The sequence below is a fragment of the Micromonospora sp. NPDC002296 genome, assembly GCF_040296145.1.
Taxonomy (GTDB): Bacteria; Actinomycetota; Actinomycetes; order Mycobacteriales; family Micromonosporaceae; genus Micromonospora.
Window position 1 is genome coordinate 54,242 of record NZ_JBEOWQ010000032.1, and the last position, 15,355, is coordinate 69,596.

The 15,355-nt window shown below is 76.2% G+C and carries 12 protein-coding genes; 5 read left to right on the forward strand and 7 right to left on the reverse strand.

What is annotated here, in order from left to right:
• Positions 1-8: 8 nt before the first annotated feature.
• Complete coding sequence (locus ABT023_RS21915; protein ID WP_350888238.1) at positions 9-626, reverse strand: TetR/AcrR family transcriptional regulator; 618 nt, start codon at positions 624-626, stop codon at positions 9-11.
• Between the two features lie 87 nt (positions 627-713).
• Here ABT023_RS21915 and ABT023_RS21920 point away from each other — a divergent pair, with 87 nt between their 5' ends.
• Positions 714-1,394 carry a lysophospholipid acyltransferase family protein gene (locus ABT023_RS21920; protein ID WP_350888239.1) on the forward strand — a complete coding sequence of 227 codons (681 nt, stop codon included), beginning with the start codon at positions 714-716 and terminating at the stop codon, positions 1,392-1,394.
• A 3-nt stretch (positions 1,395-1,397) separates the two neighbouring features.
• Here the strand turns inward: ABT023_RS21920 and ABT023_RS21925 are convergent, their stop codons facing one another.
• The 3 genes from ABT023_RS21925 to ABT023_RS21935 form a co-directional block, all read right to left on the reverse strand.
• Positions 1,398-2,582, reverse strand: coding sequence for a saccharopine dehydrogenase family protein (locus tag ABT023_RS21925; RefSeq protein ID WP_350888240.1), 1,185 nt, complete (start codon positions 2,580-2,582; stop codon positions 1,398-1,400).
• Positions 2,583-2,663: 81 nt separating this feature from the next.
• The gene (locus ABT023_RS21930) at positions 2,664-3,839 is read right to left on the reverse strand and encodes an alcohol dehydrogenase catalytic domain-containing protein (RefSeq protein ID WP_350888241.1); all 1,176 of its coding nucleotides are present in this window, start codon (positions 3,837-3,839) and stop codon (positions 2,664-2,666) included.
• On the reverse strand, positions 3,836-4,342 hold the full coding sequence (locus ABT023_RS21935; RefSeq protein WP_350888242.1) for a hypothetical protein: 507 nt from the start codon (positions 4,340-4,342) through the stop codon (positions 3,836-3,838). The genes ABT023_RS21930 and ABT023_RS21935 overlap by 4 nt, the downstream gene beginning before the upstream one ends.
• Positions 4,343-4,542: 200 nt before the next feature.
• Between ABT023_RS21935 and ABT023_RS21940 the strand changes: the two genes are divergently transcribed.
• Positions 4,543-7,404, forward strand: coding sequence for a winged helix-turn-helix domain-containing protein (locus ABT023_RS21940; RefSeq protein ID WP_350888243.1), 2,862 nt, complete (start codon positions 4,543-4,545; stop codon positions 7,402-7,404).
• A gap of 59 nt (positions 7,405-7,463) precedes the next feature.
• Here ABT023_RS21940 and ABT023_RS21945 read toward each other — a convergent pair whose 3' ends face one another.
• On the reverse strand, positions 7,464-8,252 hold the full coding sequence (locus tag ABT023_RS21945) for a class I SAM-dependent methyltransferase (protein WP_350888244.1): 789 nt from the start codon (positions 8,250-8,252) through the stop codon (positions 7,464-7,466).
• Positions 8,253-8,300: 48 nt separating this feature from the next.
• Here ABT023_RS21945 and ABT023_RS21950 point away from each other — a divergent pair, with 48 nt between their 5' ends.
• The gene (locus ABT023_RS21950; protein WP_350888245.1) at positions 8,301-8,870 is read left to right on the forward strand and encodes a helix-turn-helix domain-containing protein; all 570 of its coding nucleotides are present in this window, start codon (positions 8,301-8,303) and stop codon (positions 8,868-8,870) included.
• Between the two features lie 69 nt (positions 8,871-8,939).
• Here ABT023_RS21950 and ABT023_RS21955 read toward each other — a convergent pair whose 3' ends face one another.
• Both ABT023_RS21955 and ABT023_RS21960 read right to left on the reverse strand, forming a co-directional pair.
• Positions 8,940-9,488, reverse strand: a complete 549-nt coding sequence (locus ABT023_RS21955) for a DsbA family protein (protein WP_350888246.1) — start codon at positions 9,486-9,488, stop codon at positions 8,940-8,942.
• Positions 9,485-10,165, reverse strand: coding sequence for a BON domain-containing protein (locus tag ABT023_RS21960; RefSeq protein WP_350888247.1), 681 nt, complete (start codon positions 10,163-10,165; stop codon positions 9,485-9,487). The genes ABT023_RS21955 and ABT023_RS21960 overlap by 4 nt, the downstream gene beginning before the upstream one ends.
• A 222-nt stretch (positions 10,166-10,387) precedes the next feature.
• Between ABT023_RS21960 and ABT023_RS21965 the strand changes: the two genes are divergently transcribed.
• A complete protein-coding gene (locus ABT023_RS21965; RefSeq protein ID WP_350888248.1) occupies positions 10,388-12,163 on the forward strand; it encodes a hypothetical protein in 1,776 nt (591 codons plus the stop codon).
• Between the two features lie 359 nt (positions 12,164-12,522).
• The gene (locus ABT023_RS21970; protein ID WP_350888249.1) at positions 12,523-15,240 is read left to right on the forward strand and encodes a cellulose binding domain-containing protein; all 2,718 of its coding nucleotides are present in this window, start codon (positions 12,523-12,525) and stop codon (positions 15,238-15,240) included.
• The last annotated feature ends 115 nt before the right edge of the window (positions 15,241-15,355 follow it).

Here is a 15,355-nt window from a genome sequence, read left to right on the forward strand (position 1 = left end):
GTCGAGGGTCAAGCCGGAAGCCGGACCGGAACGCCGAGCAGCCGCCCCATGCCCTGACAGGCGCGCGGCACCGCGCCCGCGTCCTGGCGCAGCCGCAGCGCCTGGTGCAGGGCCAGCGCCAGCCCGGTCAGCTCGAAGATCAACTGCTCCGGGTCGGTGCCGGCGGGCAGGTCCCCGTCGGCGACGGCCCGCACGGCCTGCCCGCGCAGCTCGCGGTGCCAGCGGTCGGCGTACCCGAGGACGAGGTCGCGGACCGGGCCCGGTCGGTCGTCGAACTCGCTGGCGGCGGCGATGAAGAAGCACCCGCCGGGGAAGACGGGACGGGCGAGGTGGCGTACCCAACTGCCGCAGACGGCGGCGAGTCTCGGCAGCCCGGCCGGCCGATCCGCGACCGGTTCCCAGATCTCCCGCCAGAACACGTCGGCGGCGGCCTCGACCACCTGGAGTTGCAGGGTCTCCTTGTTGCCGAACGGGCCGAGCAGCCCGGACTTGCTCATGCCGAGGTCGGTGGCGAGCCGGCCGATGGTCAGCCCGGCGAGGCCCTCGACCGAGGCGACCGCGGCGCCGTGCGCCAGGATGGCGGCGCGCGTGCGGGCGGCGTCGGCAAGGGACGAGCGGGGACTCATCGGGAAAGTGTAGCGACGCGCGCGGCCAATAACGTCCGAACGTTCGGTCGCTATAGTGCGAGGGACCCCTCACTCCAGGAGAGTCCCTTGCCCCGAGCCGCCGCCCCCGTCCGCGCCGTGCTGCGACCGCTGATGCGGCTGGCCTGGCATCCCCGCATCGACGGGGCGTCGCACGTGCCCGCCACCGGTCCGGTCATCCTGGCCAGCAACCACCTGTCCTTCCAGGACAGCGTGCTCATCCCCCTGGCCGCGCCCCGCCCGGTGTCGTTCCTGGCCAAGGCGGAGTACTTCGAGGGCCACGGTGCCGGCGGGCTGCTGCGCCGCCAGTTCTTCGCCGGCCTCGGGGCCATCCCCGTGCGGCGGGGCGTCAACCGCGAGTTCCAGTCCTCGCTCGATGCCGCCCTCGCGCTGCTGGAGTCAGGCGGCGCCTTCGGCATCTACCCGGAGGGCACCCGCTCGCGGGACGGCCGGCTGCACCGGGGGCGCACCGGGGTGGCCTGGCTGGCGATGGCCTCCGGAGCCCCCGTGGTGCCGGTGGCGGTGGCCGGCACGGCCCGGCTGGGGTCGGCGGCGGCCCTGCTGCCCGGCGCCGCCCGGCCGGTGGTCCGGTTCGGCCCGGTGCTGGAGTTCCCCGCACACCGGGGGAACGCCGGCTCCGCCCCGGCCCGTCGTCGGGTGACCGACCAGATCATGGACGCCATCGGTGCCCTCTCCGGCCAGGAGCGGGCCCACACGTACAACCCGCCGCCCGGCGACGAGCCGGGCTGACGTTCAGCGGGGCGCGTCCAGGACCCGGAACGTCATCCCCGCCCGCGTCAACCGGTCCAGCAGGGCGTCGCCCATCGCGGTCACCGGGGTCACCTGGCCGCAGGTGGCCGGCAGGCCCTCGTCCAGAGCCAGGCAGAGCGCGGACTCGCCGAGCATCTTCGCGGTCTCGTCGTACCCGGGGTCGCCGCCGGAGACCTCGGTGAGCACCCGCCGGCCGCCGCCCGAGCCGAGGAACCGCACCCGGAACCAGGACTTGGCCCGCTGCTGCGGGCTCGGCCCCTGCCCGGAGGCGAGCCGGCCGAGCAACCAGCGCCGGGTCGGCGGGAGCTTGACCAGCCCGACGAGGCCGCCCAGCCCGGCCGCGCCGAGCACGATCGTCGGCAGCCGCTTGACGGCGGCGAAGTGCCGGTAGCGGAAGTCCGGTCCGTACTCCGGGCGGGCCGCCGCCGACCGGCGGACCACCTGCGGGTCGATGGTCGGCAGCGGCACGGCCCAGGTGCCCAGCTCCTTCGACCGGCCCACCTTCCCAGGCACCGCCCGGACCCGGCGGCCCTCCGGCCGGGGCTCGACGGCCCGGCGCTCCCGCGCCGCCCGGCTCGCCTCGGCGGTACGTGAGAACGCGGTCAGCGCCGAGTGGTACGTCCCGGCGGAGAACCTCCCGCCGGCCCGGACGAACCCGTCCACGGTGATCGGGGCGTCCGCCGGGAGCTGCTTGACGGTGAACCAGACGCCCAGGTCGTGCGGGACGGAGTCGAAGCCGCAGGCGTGCACCAGCCGGGCCCCGGTGCGCACCGCCTCGGCGTGGTGGCGCACGTACATCCTGTCGACGAACTCCGGCTCGCCGGTGATGTCGAGGTAGTCGGTGCCGGCCGCGGCGCACGCGGCGACCAGCGGCTCGCCGTGGTGCACGTACGGCCCGACCGTGCTGGCCACCACCCGGGCGCTGCCGGCGACCCGGCGCAGCGACTCCGGGTCGGTGACGTCGGCGGTGAGCAGCGGCAGCCCGGCCAGCGCCGGGTCGATGCCGGCCAGCCGGTCCCGGACGGCCGCCAGCTTCGCCGGGTTGCGCCCGGCGAGCGCCCAGCGCAGCCCGTCCGGCGCGTGCCGGGCGAGGTACTCGGCGGTGAGCCCCCCGGTGAACCCGGTGGCCCCGAACAGAACGACGTCGTACGCCCGGTCCTCACGCATCCTGCGAGTGTCCCACCCGGGCCGACACCCCGCCCGGCCCCCGACAACAGCCGGGCCCCCGAGGACGGCTCAGGGACCGGCTCAGGGCGTGAAGACCGCGCGCAGGCAGCCGTCGGCGCGCTCGCGGAACAGGTCGTAGCCGTGCGCGCCCTGCTCCAGGGGGAGGCGGTGGGTGGCCAGGTGGCCGGTGTTGATCTCGCCACGGGCCATCCGGTCCAGCAGCATCGGGATCCACCGCTGCCCGTGCTGCCGGGAGCTGCGCACGGTCAGCCCCTTGTGCAGCACCGCGCCGAGCGGAAACGTGTCGACGAACCCGGTGAACGTGCCGAGCACGACGACCGTGCCGCCCTTGCGGCAGGCGTGCACCGCCTCGCGGACCGCGATCGGCCGGTCCGGGACCGCGCCGGCCCGCCCGGCGGCGGCGAACAGGTCGGCCAGCGACCGGGGCCCCGTGCCGTCCCAGGCCACCCCGACCGCCTCCACGCAGACGTCCGGGCCCCGCCCGCCGCTGCGCTCGCGCAGTTCGGCCGCGACGTCGGTGGCCCGGTAGTCGAGGGTCTCCGCGCCGACGTGCCGCTCGGCCGACCGCAGCCGATCCGGGTACCGGTCGATCACCACCACCCGGGCCGCGCCGCGCAGCAGGGCGGCCTGCGCGGTCATCTGGCCCACCGCCCCGGCCCCCCAGACCGCCACCACGTCGCCGGGGCGCACCTCGCCCAGCTCGGCGCCGAGCCAGCCGGTCGGCACCGCGTCGGACGCGAAGACCGCCCGGTCGTCGTCCACCGGGTCGGGCACGGCGAACGCCCCGACGTCGGCGTACGGCACCCGGACGTACTCGGCGTGGCCACCGGCGAAGCCCCCCGCCGAGCGGGGCTGGCCGTAACAGCCGGCGACGGGCTGCCCCCACGCCTGCTCGGCCACGGCCGCCCCGGTGCTGCCGTTGTCGCAGCAGGCGTAAAGGCCCTGCCGGCAGTACCAGCAGCTCCCGCAGGCCACGACGGCGCAGACCACCACCCGGTCGCCGACCCGGTGCCGGCGCACCCCGGGGCCCACCTCGACCACGTCGCCGAGGAACTCGTGCCCGAGCACGTCGCCGACGTCGAGGCTCGGCCCCCGGCCGCCGAGCAGCGGCAGGTCCGCCCCGCAGGTGGCGCTGCGCCGCACCCGGACGATCGCGTCGGCGGAGTTGCGCAGCTCCGGGTCGGGCACCTCGCGCATCCCGAGGCCCTCCGCGCCGAGCCAGCAGAGCGCCCTCATCCGCGCGCCGACCCGTCGTACGGGCCGTCGAACGGTCCGTCCGAGAGGTGGCCCGCCGGCCCGTCCAGCGGAGAGCGGTCCGAGCGAAGCAGCTCACCGGTTTCGGCGAGTTGCTTGACCTGCCGCAGGGTCTCCCGGATCAGCAGCCCGGGGTCGTCCCCGACCAGATGGGCGGCCGGCCCGGTGAGCGGGCCGCCGCCGGCCGACCGGGCGGCCAGTTCGGTGCCCCGCCCGCCGGGCGCCGGGCGCAGCGTCACCTCCACCCCGTCGCCGAGGCGGCGCAGCGGTTCGGGTCGTCGCCCGCCTGGCAGCACCCGTTCCGGCGGCCGGTCGACGGTCACCACCTGCCAGCGGTCCTCCCGGCCGCCGGGGCCCCCCGGGCGGGACCGGACCGCCGGCCCGGGTCCGCGCCGCAGCGCCCGCGCCGCCGCCGTCGCCGCGCCGGCCGTCAACACCCCGGCGGTACGGGCCACCGCCCGCGCCCCCCGCGTCCCGCGTCCCATCCGTCCCACCCCTCGTCGTCGGCGGCCCCTCGTCCGGCGGCGGGCGCCGCTCGACCCGCGGCCGGCCCCCCGCGTGCCCCCACGGTGGCCGCCCGCCGGGTGAAGCGGGTTCCCCCCGAAGGGGTGAACCGGCCGGGGCCGGGTAACCGCCCGCCGCACGACCTGGGGAAGTGGACGCGTCCGTGGGGGGGTGGGGCCGGATGCCGCAGCACGACGGGGATGCCACGGTCGTGGCCGCCACGAGCGCCGGGCCGGGGGTCCACGACGGGGACGCGGTCCCTGGCCCCGCCGCCGGGAGCGCCGGGGCGGGCGGACCGCCGCCGCTGTTGGCGTCCCGGCTGGCCCCCGCCCCGCTGGCCGAGCCGGTGCTGGTCCGGCCCCGGCTGCTGCGCCGGCTGGACGAGGGCGCGGCCGGCCCGGTCACCCTGGTCTCCGGCCCGGCCGGCTGGGGAAAGACCACGCTGCTCGGCTCCTGGGCCCGCACGGTCGAGCCGACCCCGGCGTGGGTGACGGTCGAGGCGGGCGACACGGGGGCGCGGCTCTGGTCGTACCTGGCGGCGGCGCTGCGCAGCGCCCCCGACGGGCGGCCCGACCCGGCTCAGCCGCCCCCGCCCGCCCCGGCCGACGCGCCGCCCCGCCCGGACCAGCTCGAACTGCTGGCCGCCGCGCTCGCCGCCCGGGAGAGCCCGGTGCTGCTCGTCCTGGACGACCTGCACCGGATCGCCGACCCGGCGGCGCTGACCGGGCTGGAGTTCCTGCTCCGCCACGCGGGCCGGCGGCTGCGCCTGCTGGTCGGGGCGCGCACCGACCTGCCGCCGGGCCTGCATCGGCTGCGCCTGGCCGGGGAACTGACCACCGTCGGCCCCGACGAGCTGGCCTTCACCGACGACGAGGTGGCGGACCTGCTCACCGCGCACGGCGTGTACCTGCCGGCGGCGGTGGTGCCCCGGCTGCGGGAGCGCACCGCCGGCTGGGCGGCCGGGCTGCGGCTCGCCGCGCTGGCCGTGCGGGACCGGCCGGACCCGGTGCGCTGGCTGGAGCAGTTCGGCGGGGACCAGCCGGACGTGGCCGGCTACCTGCGCGAGGAGGTGCTCGACCCGCTCGACGGGGCGGCCCGGGACTGCCTGCGCCGGGGCGCGGTGGCCGACGCGTTCCGCGCCGACCTGGTCGACGCGCTGACCGGCCGCCCCGGCGCCGAGCCGGTGCTCGCCGCGCTGGCCGCGACCGGGGGATTCGTGCGTCGCGACGACAGTCGGCCGCCCTGGTACCGCTGCCACCCGCTGCTGGCCGACCTGCTCCGGGCCGAGCTGTCCGGGCTGCCCGCCGACGAGCTGCGCGAGCTGCACCTGCGGGCGGCCGGCTGGTACGCCGGGCACGGGCGCCCCGCCGAGGCGCTGCGGCACGACCTCGCCGCCGGCCACTGGGACCGGGCCACCGAGGTGCTGGTCACCCGCTGGCCGGAGCTGGTCCCGTACGACCGCGAGGGCGCGGGCGGGCCGCCGCCGGCCGCGCCGCCGGAGGAGGCGGTCCGGCGGGACCCGGAGCTGGGGCTCGCCGCCGCTGCCGAGCGGGCCCACGCCGGTGATCCGACCGCCGCCGCCGCGCAGCTTCACCGGGCCGCCGCTCACGCCCGGTCGCTGCCCGTGCCGCGCCGGGACCGCTTCCGTCGGCTGGCCACCGCGCTGGAGGTCACCCTGGCCCGGCTGGCCGGCGACCACGACGAGGTACGCCGGGCGGCGCACCGGCTGCTCGCCACGCGTACCCCCGAGGGGTCGGCGGACGACCCGCGTACCGGCGCGGCCGACGACGCCGACGTGCGGGCGACGGCCGGCGCGGCGCTCGGCCTGGTCGCGCTCGCCGAGGGCGACCTGCGCGGCGCGGCGGCCGAGTTCGGGCCGGCGCTGGCGGCGGCCCGGGAGGGCGACCGGCCCCGCACCGAACTGCTCTGCGCGAGCCGGTCGGCCCTGCTGCACGCGGCCCTCGGTGAGCTGCGGTCGGCCGAGCGGACCGCCCAGGAGGCGTTGGCCCTGCCGGCCTGTCAGGGCTGGTCCTGCCGGGTCGACTGCGCCCACGGCCACCTGGCGCTGGCCCTGGTGGCGCTGCACCGGAACCTGCCCGACGAGGCAGCGGCGCACCTGGCGCTGGCCGCCCCGGCCACCGGCGGCGACGCCCCTGGCGCACCTGGCGACCCCCGCGTTCCTGGTGGCCTCCGTGACCCCGGCGATGCCGGGGAGCCGCCGGTCGCGGCGCTCGCCGCTTTGTGCTGGGCAGAGCTGCTGAACGACCGGGGTGACCCGGCCGCAGGCCTGCGCCTGCTCGCGGCGGCGCGGGACCGCCTCGGCGGGGCGGGGGAGGGTTCGGCCGGGGCGCGGGAGCTCGCCGGCTGGCTGCTGGCCGCCGAGGCGGAGCTGCGGGCCGCCCACGGCGACCTGGGCACCGCCCGGGAGTTGTTCGCGGACGGGCTGCGCCATCCGGAGGGGGTGGCGCCGGCGGTGGCGGTGGCGCTGGCCCGGGTCGAGCTGCGCGCCGGGGACCCCCGCGCCGCCGGGCACGCCCAGCCGGACTGGGACGGCCCGGACGCCGCGGCCTGGCCGCCGCCCGTACGGCTCGACGCGGCGCTGCTCGACGCGGTGCTCGCCCGGCGGGCGGGCGACGAGCGGCGGGCCGGGCGGCTGCTGGAACGGGCCCTGGAACTGGCCGGACCGGACGGGTACCGGCGGGCCTTCAGCCGCGCCGAGCCGGAGGTGCGGGACCTGCTCGCCGCCCACCTGGACTCCGGGACGGCGCACTGGCCGACGGTGAGCGACCTGGTCCGGGGCGCGCGGGAGCCGGCCGGTCGGCCGGGCCCGGAGCCGGGCCGGGCGCTGGGGGAGCCGCTCACCGAGCGGGAGCTGACCATCCTGCGCTACCTGCAGAGCATCCTGTCCAACGTGGAGATCGCCGGCGAGTTGTCGCTGTCGGTCAACACGGTCAAGACGCACGTACGCAACATCTACCGCAAGCTGGACGCCACCCGCCGCCGGGAGGCCGTCCGCCGGGCCCGGGAGTTGCACCTGATCTGAGCCTCGCGGGGCCCGGCGTCGTGGGCCCCGCGAGGCGTGGGTTCGGGGGACGCGGGTCGCTACGGACGCCGAGCCAGCCATACCGTCCGGGTCGCCCGGACGATGAGGTCGTCGCGGTCGAGGACGCCGGCCGCGAGCGTGTCGAGGGCCGCCAGGTCGTCGGCACTGAGCCGGCCGTCGAGACCGTGCCGCAGGCGTTCCAGGCAGAGCTGCGCGTAGCGGCCGGTGGCCGGGGGCAGGGGTGCTCGCAGGGCGATGTCGAAGCGCCGCTGCGCCTCGACGGTGAAGCCGGCCGCCGTGAGGTGGGCCGTCCAGTCCTGGCCCATGTGCATTCCCGCCTCGGCGCGGATCTCGGCGATGCCGGCGTTGCCGCGTTCCTCCAGCGCGGCACCGGCGTCGTCGGGCAGGAACCGGGGGAGCGAGTCCAGCTCGGTGGCCACGAGGATGCCGCCGGGGCGCAGCGCCGCGAGGGCCTGGGTGAGGGTACGAACGGGATCGGCCATGTGGTGCAGGGAGGCGGACGCCCACACCAGGTCTGCGGGCCCGAGGTCCGGCCACGGCTGGTCCAGGTCGGCCTGCACGGTGCGGACCCGGTCCGCGACGCCGGACGCCCGGGCCTTGTGCCGTAGGTGCTCGAGCATCTCGTCGGAGAGGTCCACCGCGATGACCTCGGCGTCCGGCAGGTGTCGGGCCAACGCGAGGGCGCCGGTGCCCGTGCCGGCGCCCACGTCGATGATGCGTGGCCGGTCGGGGACCAGCGAGCCGGCCCAGGCGATCACCTCGCGGTGGAACTCGTGCAGAACGTCGGCGTCGAGGTCGAGCATTTCGCCCAGGTGAGAATGTGCCATGCCGACGACCGTACCGGCCTATTGCTGGGATGGCATAGCATCTTGCGTATGACGCAAGACGGTGAGTTGGACGCCCTGGTTCGGCAGCGGATCCGGGGGCTGCGGGTGGCGCGCGGCTGGTCGCTCGACGACCTGGCAGCTCGCTGCTTTCTGAGCCCGTCGACGCTGAGCCGGATCGAGACCGGCCACCGGCGGATCGCCCTGGACCAGTTGACGCCGATCGCCCGGGCGCTGGGCACCACGCTCGACCAGCTGGTGGAGTCGGGCGCCGACGACGACGTGGTGATCCGCCCCCACCGCGACGAGGCACGCGGCGTCACCACCTGGCTGCTGTCCCGCGAGGGCGCACCGCACGGCGTGACGGTCGCCAAGATGCGGATCACCCGGTCGGTCCCCGACGAGGGGCGGGTGCACCCGGGCCGGGACTGGTTCACCGTGCTGTCCGGCACGGTGGTGCTACGCCTCGGCGAACGGACCATCCTGGTCGAGGCCGGTCAGGCGGCGGAGTTCTCCACGATGATGCCGCACGCGTTCGGCGCACACGGCGGTGCGGCCGAGATCCTGTGCATCCTCGACCACGACGGGGAACGCACCCACCTGGCGCCGACGAGGCCCTGACCGGGCCCGGCGCCGCCCACCACGGGGGACCGGCAGGCGGCGTCGCCCGAAGCCACGGCAGGGCCCCGGTCAGGCGGTGGCGGCCTGGTCCACGGCGGCGAGCAGCTCGGGCAGGGACTGCCCACCCTCGTACCGGACGTCGTTGAGGAACAGCGTCGGGGTGCCGCTCACCCCGCTGCGGATGCCCCCGACGAAGTCCCGGCGGACCCGGTCGGCGTGGGCGTGCCGCTCCACCTCGCCGCCCACCTCGTCGGCGGGCAGGCCGAGCTGCGCCACGCCGAGCGCCAGGTGCACCGGGTCGAGCTGGTCCTGGTGCTCGTACAGCCAGTCGTGCATCTCCCAGAACCGGTCCCGCCGCCCGGCCGCCTCAGCGACCTCGGCGGCGCTCTCGGCGTACGGATGGACGTTGGCGATCGGGAAGTGCCGGTAGACCAGCCGGACCACGTCGGCCCGCTGGCGCAGCAGCTCGGCGAGGTTCGCGTGCACCGCGCCGCAGTGCCCGCACTGGAAGTCGCCGTACTCGACGAGGGTCACCGGGGCCTCCGCCGGCCCCCGGGCATGGTCGGTCCCGGTCACCGGCACCCGAAGCCGGGCGGTGACCTGCAACGGTGTGGTCATCGGGTCACCACCGTGAGCCGGTTGCGCACCTCGTGGACGCCGGGCGCCGACCAGACCGTCCGCTCCACCGCCTCGCGCTCCGGCACCGAGTGCACCGTGCCCTCCAGCAGCACGGCGTCGCCGTGCACCCGCACGGTGACCTGCTCGCCGTCGACCGCCGCGGCGCGGGTCAGCGCGTCGACGATCCGTTCGGTGAGGTCGCCGGTGTCCGGCCGGACCGCCGGCCGCACGGTGACCCCGTTGCTCAGCCCGCGTACGCCGGTCAGCCGGCCGACGACGCGTTCGGTGGCCCGGCGCTGGTACTCCCACTCCACCTCGCCGTGCAGGGTGACCCACCCGTCGGCGACGGTGACCTCCATCCGCTCGACCGGTACGAACGCGTCCCACTCCAGCGCCCGCCCGACGGCCGTGGCCAGCTCGGTGTCGGTGCGCTCGGCCGAGCCGGGCAGCCGGACGGTGAGGTCGTTGGCGACCGCCCGGACCCGGGCGACCCGGTGGGCGGCGCGTTCCGCCACCCACTTCTTCGCATAGCTGTCCACCCAGCCGGTCAGGGTGACCACGCCCCCGGTGACGGTCACGCCGATCTCGTGCGGCTGGACCCGCGGCTCCCAGGTCAGCTCGTCCAGCACGTCGGACTGGATGTCCTGGTCGGTGCGGGTGGTCGTCGCGGTGGCCATCGCTGCATCCTCCCGAATGTCGACGAACGGTCGGCGGCGCGCGTGGGCCCGCCGGGGCCGATCCTGCCGCCGGACGGGGTGAACCGGGCCCACCCAGGTCGGGTGAGGGGGCCGCGCACGGCCGTCCCGGGGCGGCGGGAGGCGGCCGGGCGTCGACAAGGGCCCACCGGGTCCGGCACCATCTGTGGGGCGGCGTGACTGTCGGCGGCGGGGGAGTGAGCGATGGGTGAGGTTCGCACGGCGGCTCCGGTCGCCGCCCCCGGGCGGTCGGGCCCCGGGCGGGGCCGGGCGGCGGCCGTCCGGCTGGGCCTGCTGGCCCGGCACGAGTGGACCCTCGCGGTGCTCGGCTCGCTGCTGCTCGCCGCCGTGCTGACCTGGCCGACGCTGCGCGACCTGGCCGGCACCATCCCGCAGGACACCGGCGACCCGACGCTCCAGGCGTGGCAGATCGCGTGGGGCGGGCACGCCCTGCTCACCGACCCGGTGCACGTCTGGCACTCGAACACGTTCTGGCCGGAGCCGTACACCTACGCCTACTCCGACACACTCCTCGGCTACGCCCCGTTCGGGATGATCGGGCACGGGCCGGTCGCCGCCGTGGTCCGCTACAACCTGCTGTACGTGCTGGTGCACGCGCTGGCCTTCGTCGGGGCGTACGCGCTGTCCCGGCAGCTCGGCGCGGGCTGGGCGGGCGCCGCGGTGGCCGGGGCGTCCTTCGCGTACGCGCCGTGGAAGCTGGCCCAGGCCGGGCACCTGCACGTGCTCAGCATCGGCGGGATCGCGCTGGCGCTGGCCATGCTCGCCCGGGGGCACGGCTGGTCGCTGCGGCACGGGTACCGGCCGGACCGGGCCCGGCCGGGCTGGGCGGGGGCGGGCTGGCTGGTCGCCGCCTGGCAGGTCAGCCTCGGCTTCGGCATCGGGCTGCCCTTCGCGTACGCGCTGGGGCTGCTCTGCCTCGGCGCGGCCGGCGGGTACGGCTGGTCGTGGTGGCGGCGGGCCCGGCCGGCGTTCCCGCGCCGGCTGCTGGTGGCGGACCTGGCCGGCGGCGCCTTCTTCGCCGGGGTGACCCTGCTGATGGCCGCGCCCTACTTCGAGGTGGTGGCCCGGCACCCGTCCGGCCGTCGCACGGTCGAACAGATCGCGATGTTCTCCCCGCCGCTGCGCGGCTTCCTCACCGCGCCGCCGGAGTCCTGGCTGTGGGGGGAGCGGCACATCGCCGCCCGGGCCACCCTGAGCTTCGCCGGGGAGATGACCCTGCTGCCCGGGATGGTGCTGATCGGGCTCGCCTTCGCCGGGCTGTTCGTCTCCGCGTGGCGGTTGCGGCACCGGCTGGTGCTGGCCGCCGGGGTGCTGGTCAGCGCGGCGCTGGCCGCCGGCACCACGCTGTTCGGCGACGGCGACCCCGGCTACGTCACCCTGGTGGAGCACGTGCCCGGCTGGGACGGTGTGCGCACCCCGGGCCGGCTGGTGCTCTGGACGACGCTGCTGCTGGGCGTCCTGGCCGCCGGGGCGCTGACCGTCCGCGAGCCGGACCCGGAGCCGGGGTCGCCCGGCGGCCGGTGGCGGCGCTGGGGGCAGGCGGCACTGGTGCTCCCGATGCTGCTGGTGCTCGCCGAGGGGGTCAACCGCACTCCGCACGTGCCCGCCCCGGTGCAGCCGGCGGCGCTGCACGGGCTGCGCGGGCCGGCGCTGGTGCTGCCCAGCGACGGCATCCGGGAGTTCCACGTGATGCTCTGGTCCACCGACGGCTTCCCGAAGGTGGTCAACGGGCTGGCCTCGTTCACCCCGGCCGGCCAGCAGCAGATCCGGGCGGCGAGCGGGGGCTTCCCCGACGCGGCGTCGGTGGCGTACCTGCGAGGGCTCGGGGTGCGCACGGTGGTGCTGCTGCCGGCGTACGCGGCCGGCACGCCGTGGGCCGACGCGGCGGCCCGGCCGGTGGACGGGCTGGGCATCCGGCTGGAGACCGTCGGCGACGGGCTCGTCTACCACCTCGACTGAGCCCGCCGCCGCGGTGGGCGGCCCGCGCTGAGCCGCCGCGCTCCGCGACCGGGCTGAGCCGCCGCGCTCCGCGACCGGGCTGAGCCGCCGCGCTCCGCGACCGGGCTGAGCCGCCGCGCTCCGCGACCCCGCCGGGCGGGGCGTGACCCGCGCCGCTCCACCGACTTTGTTGGGAGCGCTTCCAAACCCGTCGGGGGAGAGGCTACTGTGAATTCCTTCCTCGGCAGCGGGAGCCACGCATGCCGGTGGGGAGCCTGGGCCGCTCCCCCCACCTCGACGCGCCTGGGCGCGGCCGTCCGTCGACCGCCGCGCGTCGTGCTCGTACCCCACCCCACGGGCATCCCCGAGAGGAACCGCAGATGCGGAGAGGTCTCGTCGGCGCGGTCACCACCGTGCTGGCCGCCGCCACGGCAGTCGTGGCCGTTCAGTTCACCGTCGCCCCGTCCGCCCCGGCCGCCGCCGCGGCGGCGGAGCCGTACTCCTGGAAGAACGTCCGGATCGACGGCGGCGGCTTCGTCCCCGGCATCGTGTTCAACCAGACCGAGAGGAACCTGATCTACGCCCGCACCGACATCGGCGGCGCGTACCGCTGGGAGCAGGCCAGCCAGTCCTGGACGCCGTTGCTCGACTGGGTCGACGCCGACAAGTGGGGATACAACGGCGTGGTCAGCCTGGCCACCGACCCGGTGCAGACCAACCGGGTGTACGCCGCCGTCGGCATGTACACCAACGACTGGGACCCGAACAACGGCGCGATCCTGCGCTCCGCTGACAAGGGCGCCACCTGGCAGGTCACCGCGCTGCCGTTCAAGAACGGCGGCAACATGCCCGGCCGGGGCATGGGCGAGCGGCTGGCGGTCGACCCGAACCGGAACAGCATCCTGTACTACGGCGCCGAGGGCGGCAACGGCCTGTGGCGCAGCACCGACTACGGGGCGACCTGGGCCAAGGTGGCGAACTTCCCCAACGTCGGCAACTACCGGGCCGACCCGAACGACAGCAGCGGCTACCAGAGCCAGAACCAGGGCCTGACCTGGGTCAGCTTCGACAAGAGCACCGGCACGGCCGGCACCGCCACCCAGACCGTCTACGTCGGCGTGGCGGACAAGGAGAACCCGGTCTACCGCAGCACCAACGGCGGCACGACCTGGGAGCGGATCGCCGGCCAGCCCACCGGGTACCTCGCCCACAAGGGCGTGGTGGATCCGGTCGGGGGCTACCTCTACATCGCCACCAGCGACACCGGCGGCCCCTACGACGGGGCCAAGGGCGACGTGTGGAAGTTCAACCGGGCCACCGGCGCGTGGACGCGGATCAGCCCGATCCCGTCGTCCAGCACCGACGCGTACTTCGGCTACTCCGGGCTGACCATCGACCGGCAGAAGCCGAACACCCTCATGGTGGCCACCCAGATCTCCTGGTGGCCGGACGCCATCTTCTGGCGCAGCACCGACGGGGGCGCGACCTGGACCCGGATCTGGGACTGGGGCAGCTACCCGAACAAGACCAAGAAATACACCATGGACGTCAGCTCCGTGCCGTGGCTGACCTTCGGCAGCAACCCGTCCCCGCCGGAGGAGACCCCGAAGCTGGGCTGGATGAACGAGTCGGTGGAGATCGACCCGTTCGACTCCGACCGCTTCCTGTACGGCACCGGCGCGACCATCTACGGCAGCACCGACCTGACCAAATGGGACACCGGCGGCCAGCTCACCATCAAGCCGATGGTCAAGGGGCTGGAGGAGACCGCCGTGCTCGACCTGGTCAGCCCGCCGTCCGGGGCGCCGCTGGTCAGCGCGCTCGGTGACATCGGCGGCTTCCGGCACACCGACCTCGCGGCCGTGCCGCCGATGATGTTCACCCAGCCGAACTTCACCAGCACCACCAGCCTCGACTACGCCGAGACCAACCCGTCGGTGCTGGTGCGGGCCGGCAACTTCGCCGACGCGGACCGGCCGGGCGACAGCCACGTCGCGTTCTCGACCGACGGCGGGGGAAACTGGTTCCAGGGCGGCGAGCCGTCCGGGATCAACAGCGGCGGCACGGTGGCCGCGTCCGCCGACGGCAGCCAGTTCGTCTGGGCGCCCGGCGACGCCGGTCAGGCCGTGGTCCGCTCGGTCGGCTTCGGCAACTCGTGGGCCCCGGCGACCGGCATCCCGGCCAACGCGGTGGTCGAGTCCGACCGGGTCAACAAGAACAAGTTCTACGGCTTCAGCGGCGGCAGATTCTACGTGAGCACCAACGGCGGGGCGAGCTTCGCCGCGTCGGCCGCGACCGGCCTGCCGACCACGGGGAACGTGAAGTTCAAGGCACTGCCCGGCAGGGAGGGCGACATCTGGCTGGCCGGCGAGGGCGGCCTGTGGCACTCCACCGACTCCGGTGCCACCTTCACCAAGCTCGCCAACGTGTCGTCGGCGGTGAACGTCGGCTTCGGCAAGGCGGCCCCCGGGCAGACGTACCCGGCGTTGTTCACCTTCGGCGCGGTCGACGGCCAGCACGGCGTGTTCCGGTCCGACAACGCCGGCGTGAGCTGGGTCCGGATCAACGACGACAAGCACCAGTACGGCAACGCGGGCGAGGCGCTGACCGGCGACCCCCGGGTCTACGGCCGGGTCTACCTGGGCACCAACGGCCGGGGCATCCTCGTCGCCGACCGGCTCGGCGGCACGGCCAGCCCGTCGCCGACCACGCCCGCGCCGACCACCCCGGCACCCACCACGCCCCCGCCGACGACGCCGCCGCCGTCCCCGACCACGCCGGCCCCGACCGGCGGCTGCACGGCGACGTACAAGGTGACCGGCTCCTGGTCGGGCGGCTTCCAGGGCGAGGTGACCGTCAGGAACAACGGGTCACCGAGCAGCGCCTGGTCGGTGGCGTGGAACTACGCCGATGGGCAGCGACTCACCCAGCTCTGGGGCGGTTCGTTCACCCAGACGGGCACCCAGGTCGTGGTGCGGGACGCCGGCTGGAACGGTGCCCTCGGCACCGGTGCCAGCACCAGCTTCGGGTTCCTCGGCAGCTTCACCGGGGCGAACTCGGTGCCGATGCTGAGCTGCACCGCCACCGTCGCCCGCTAGCGTCTCGTCCTTGAACGTCGGCCACCACCACCGCCCCACGGAGCACGTACTACCCGTGCGGTCGGTCCGGTTCTCGGCCGGTCGGGCCGGCGGCGCGGCGGGAGACCGCCGCGCC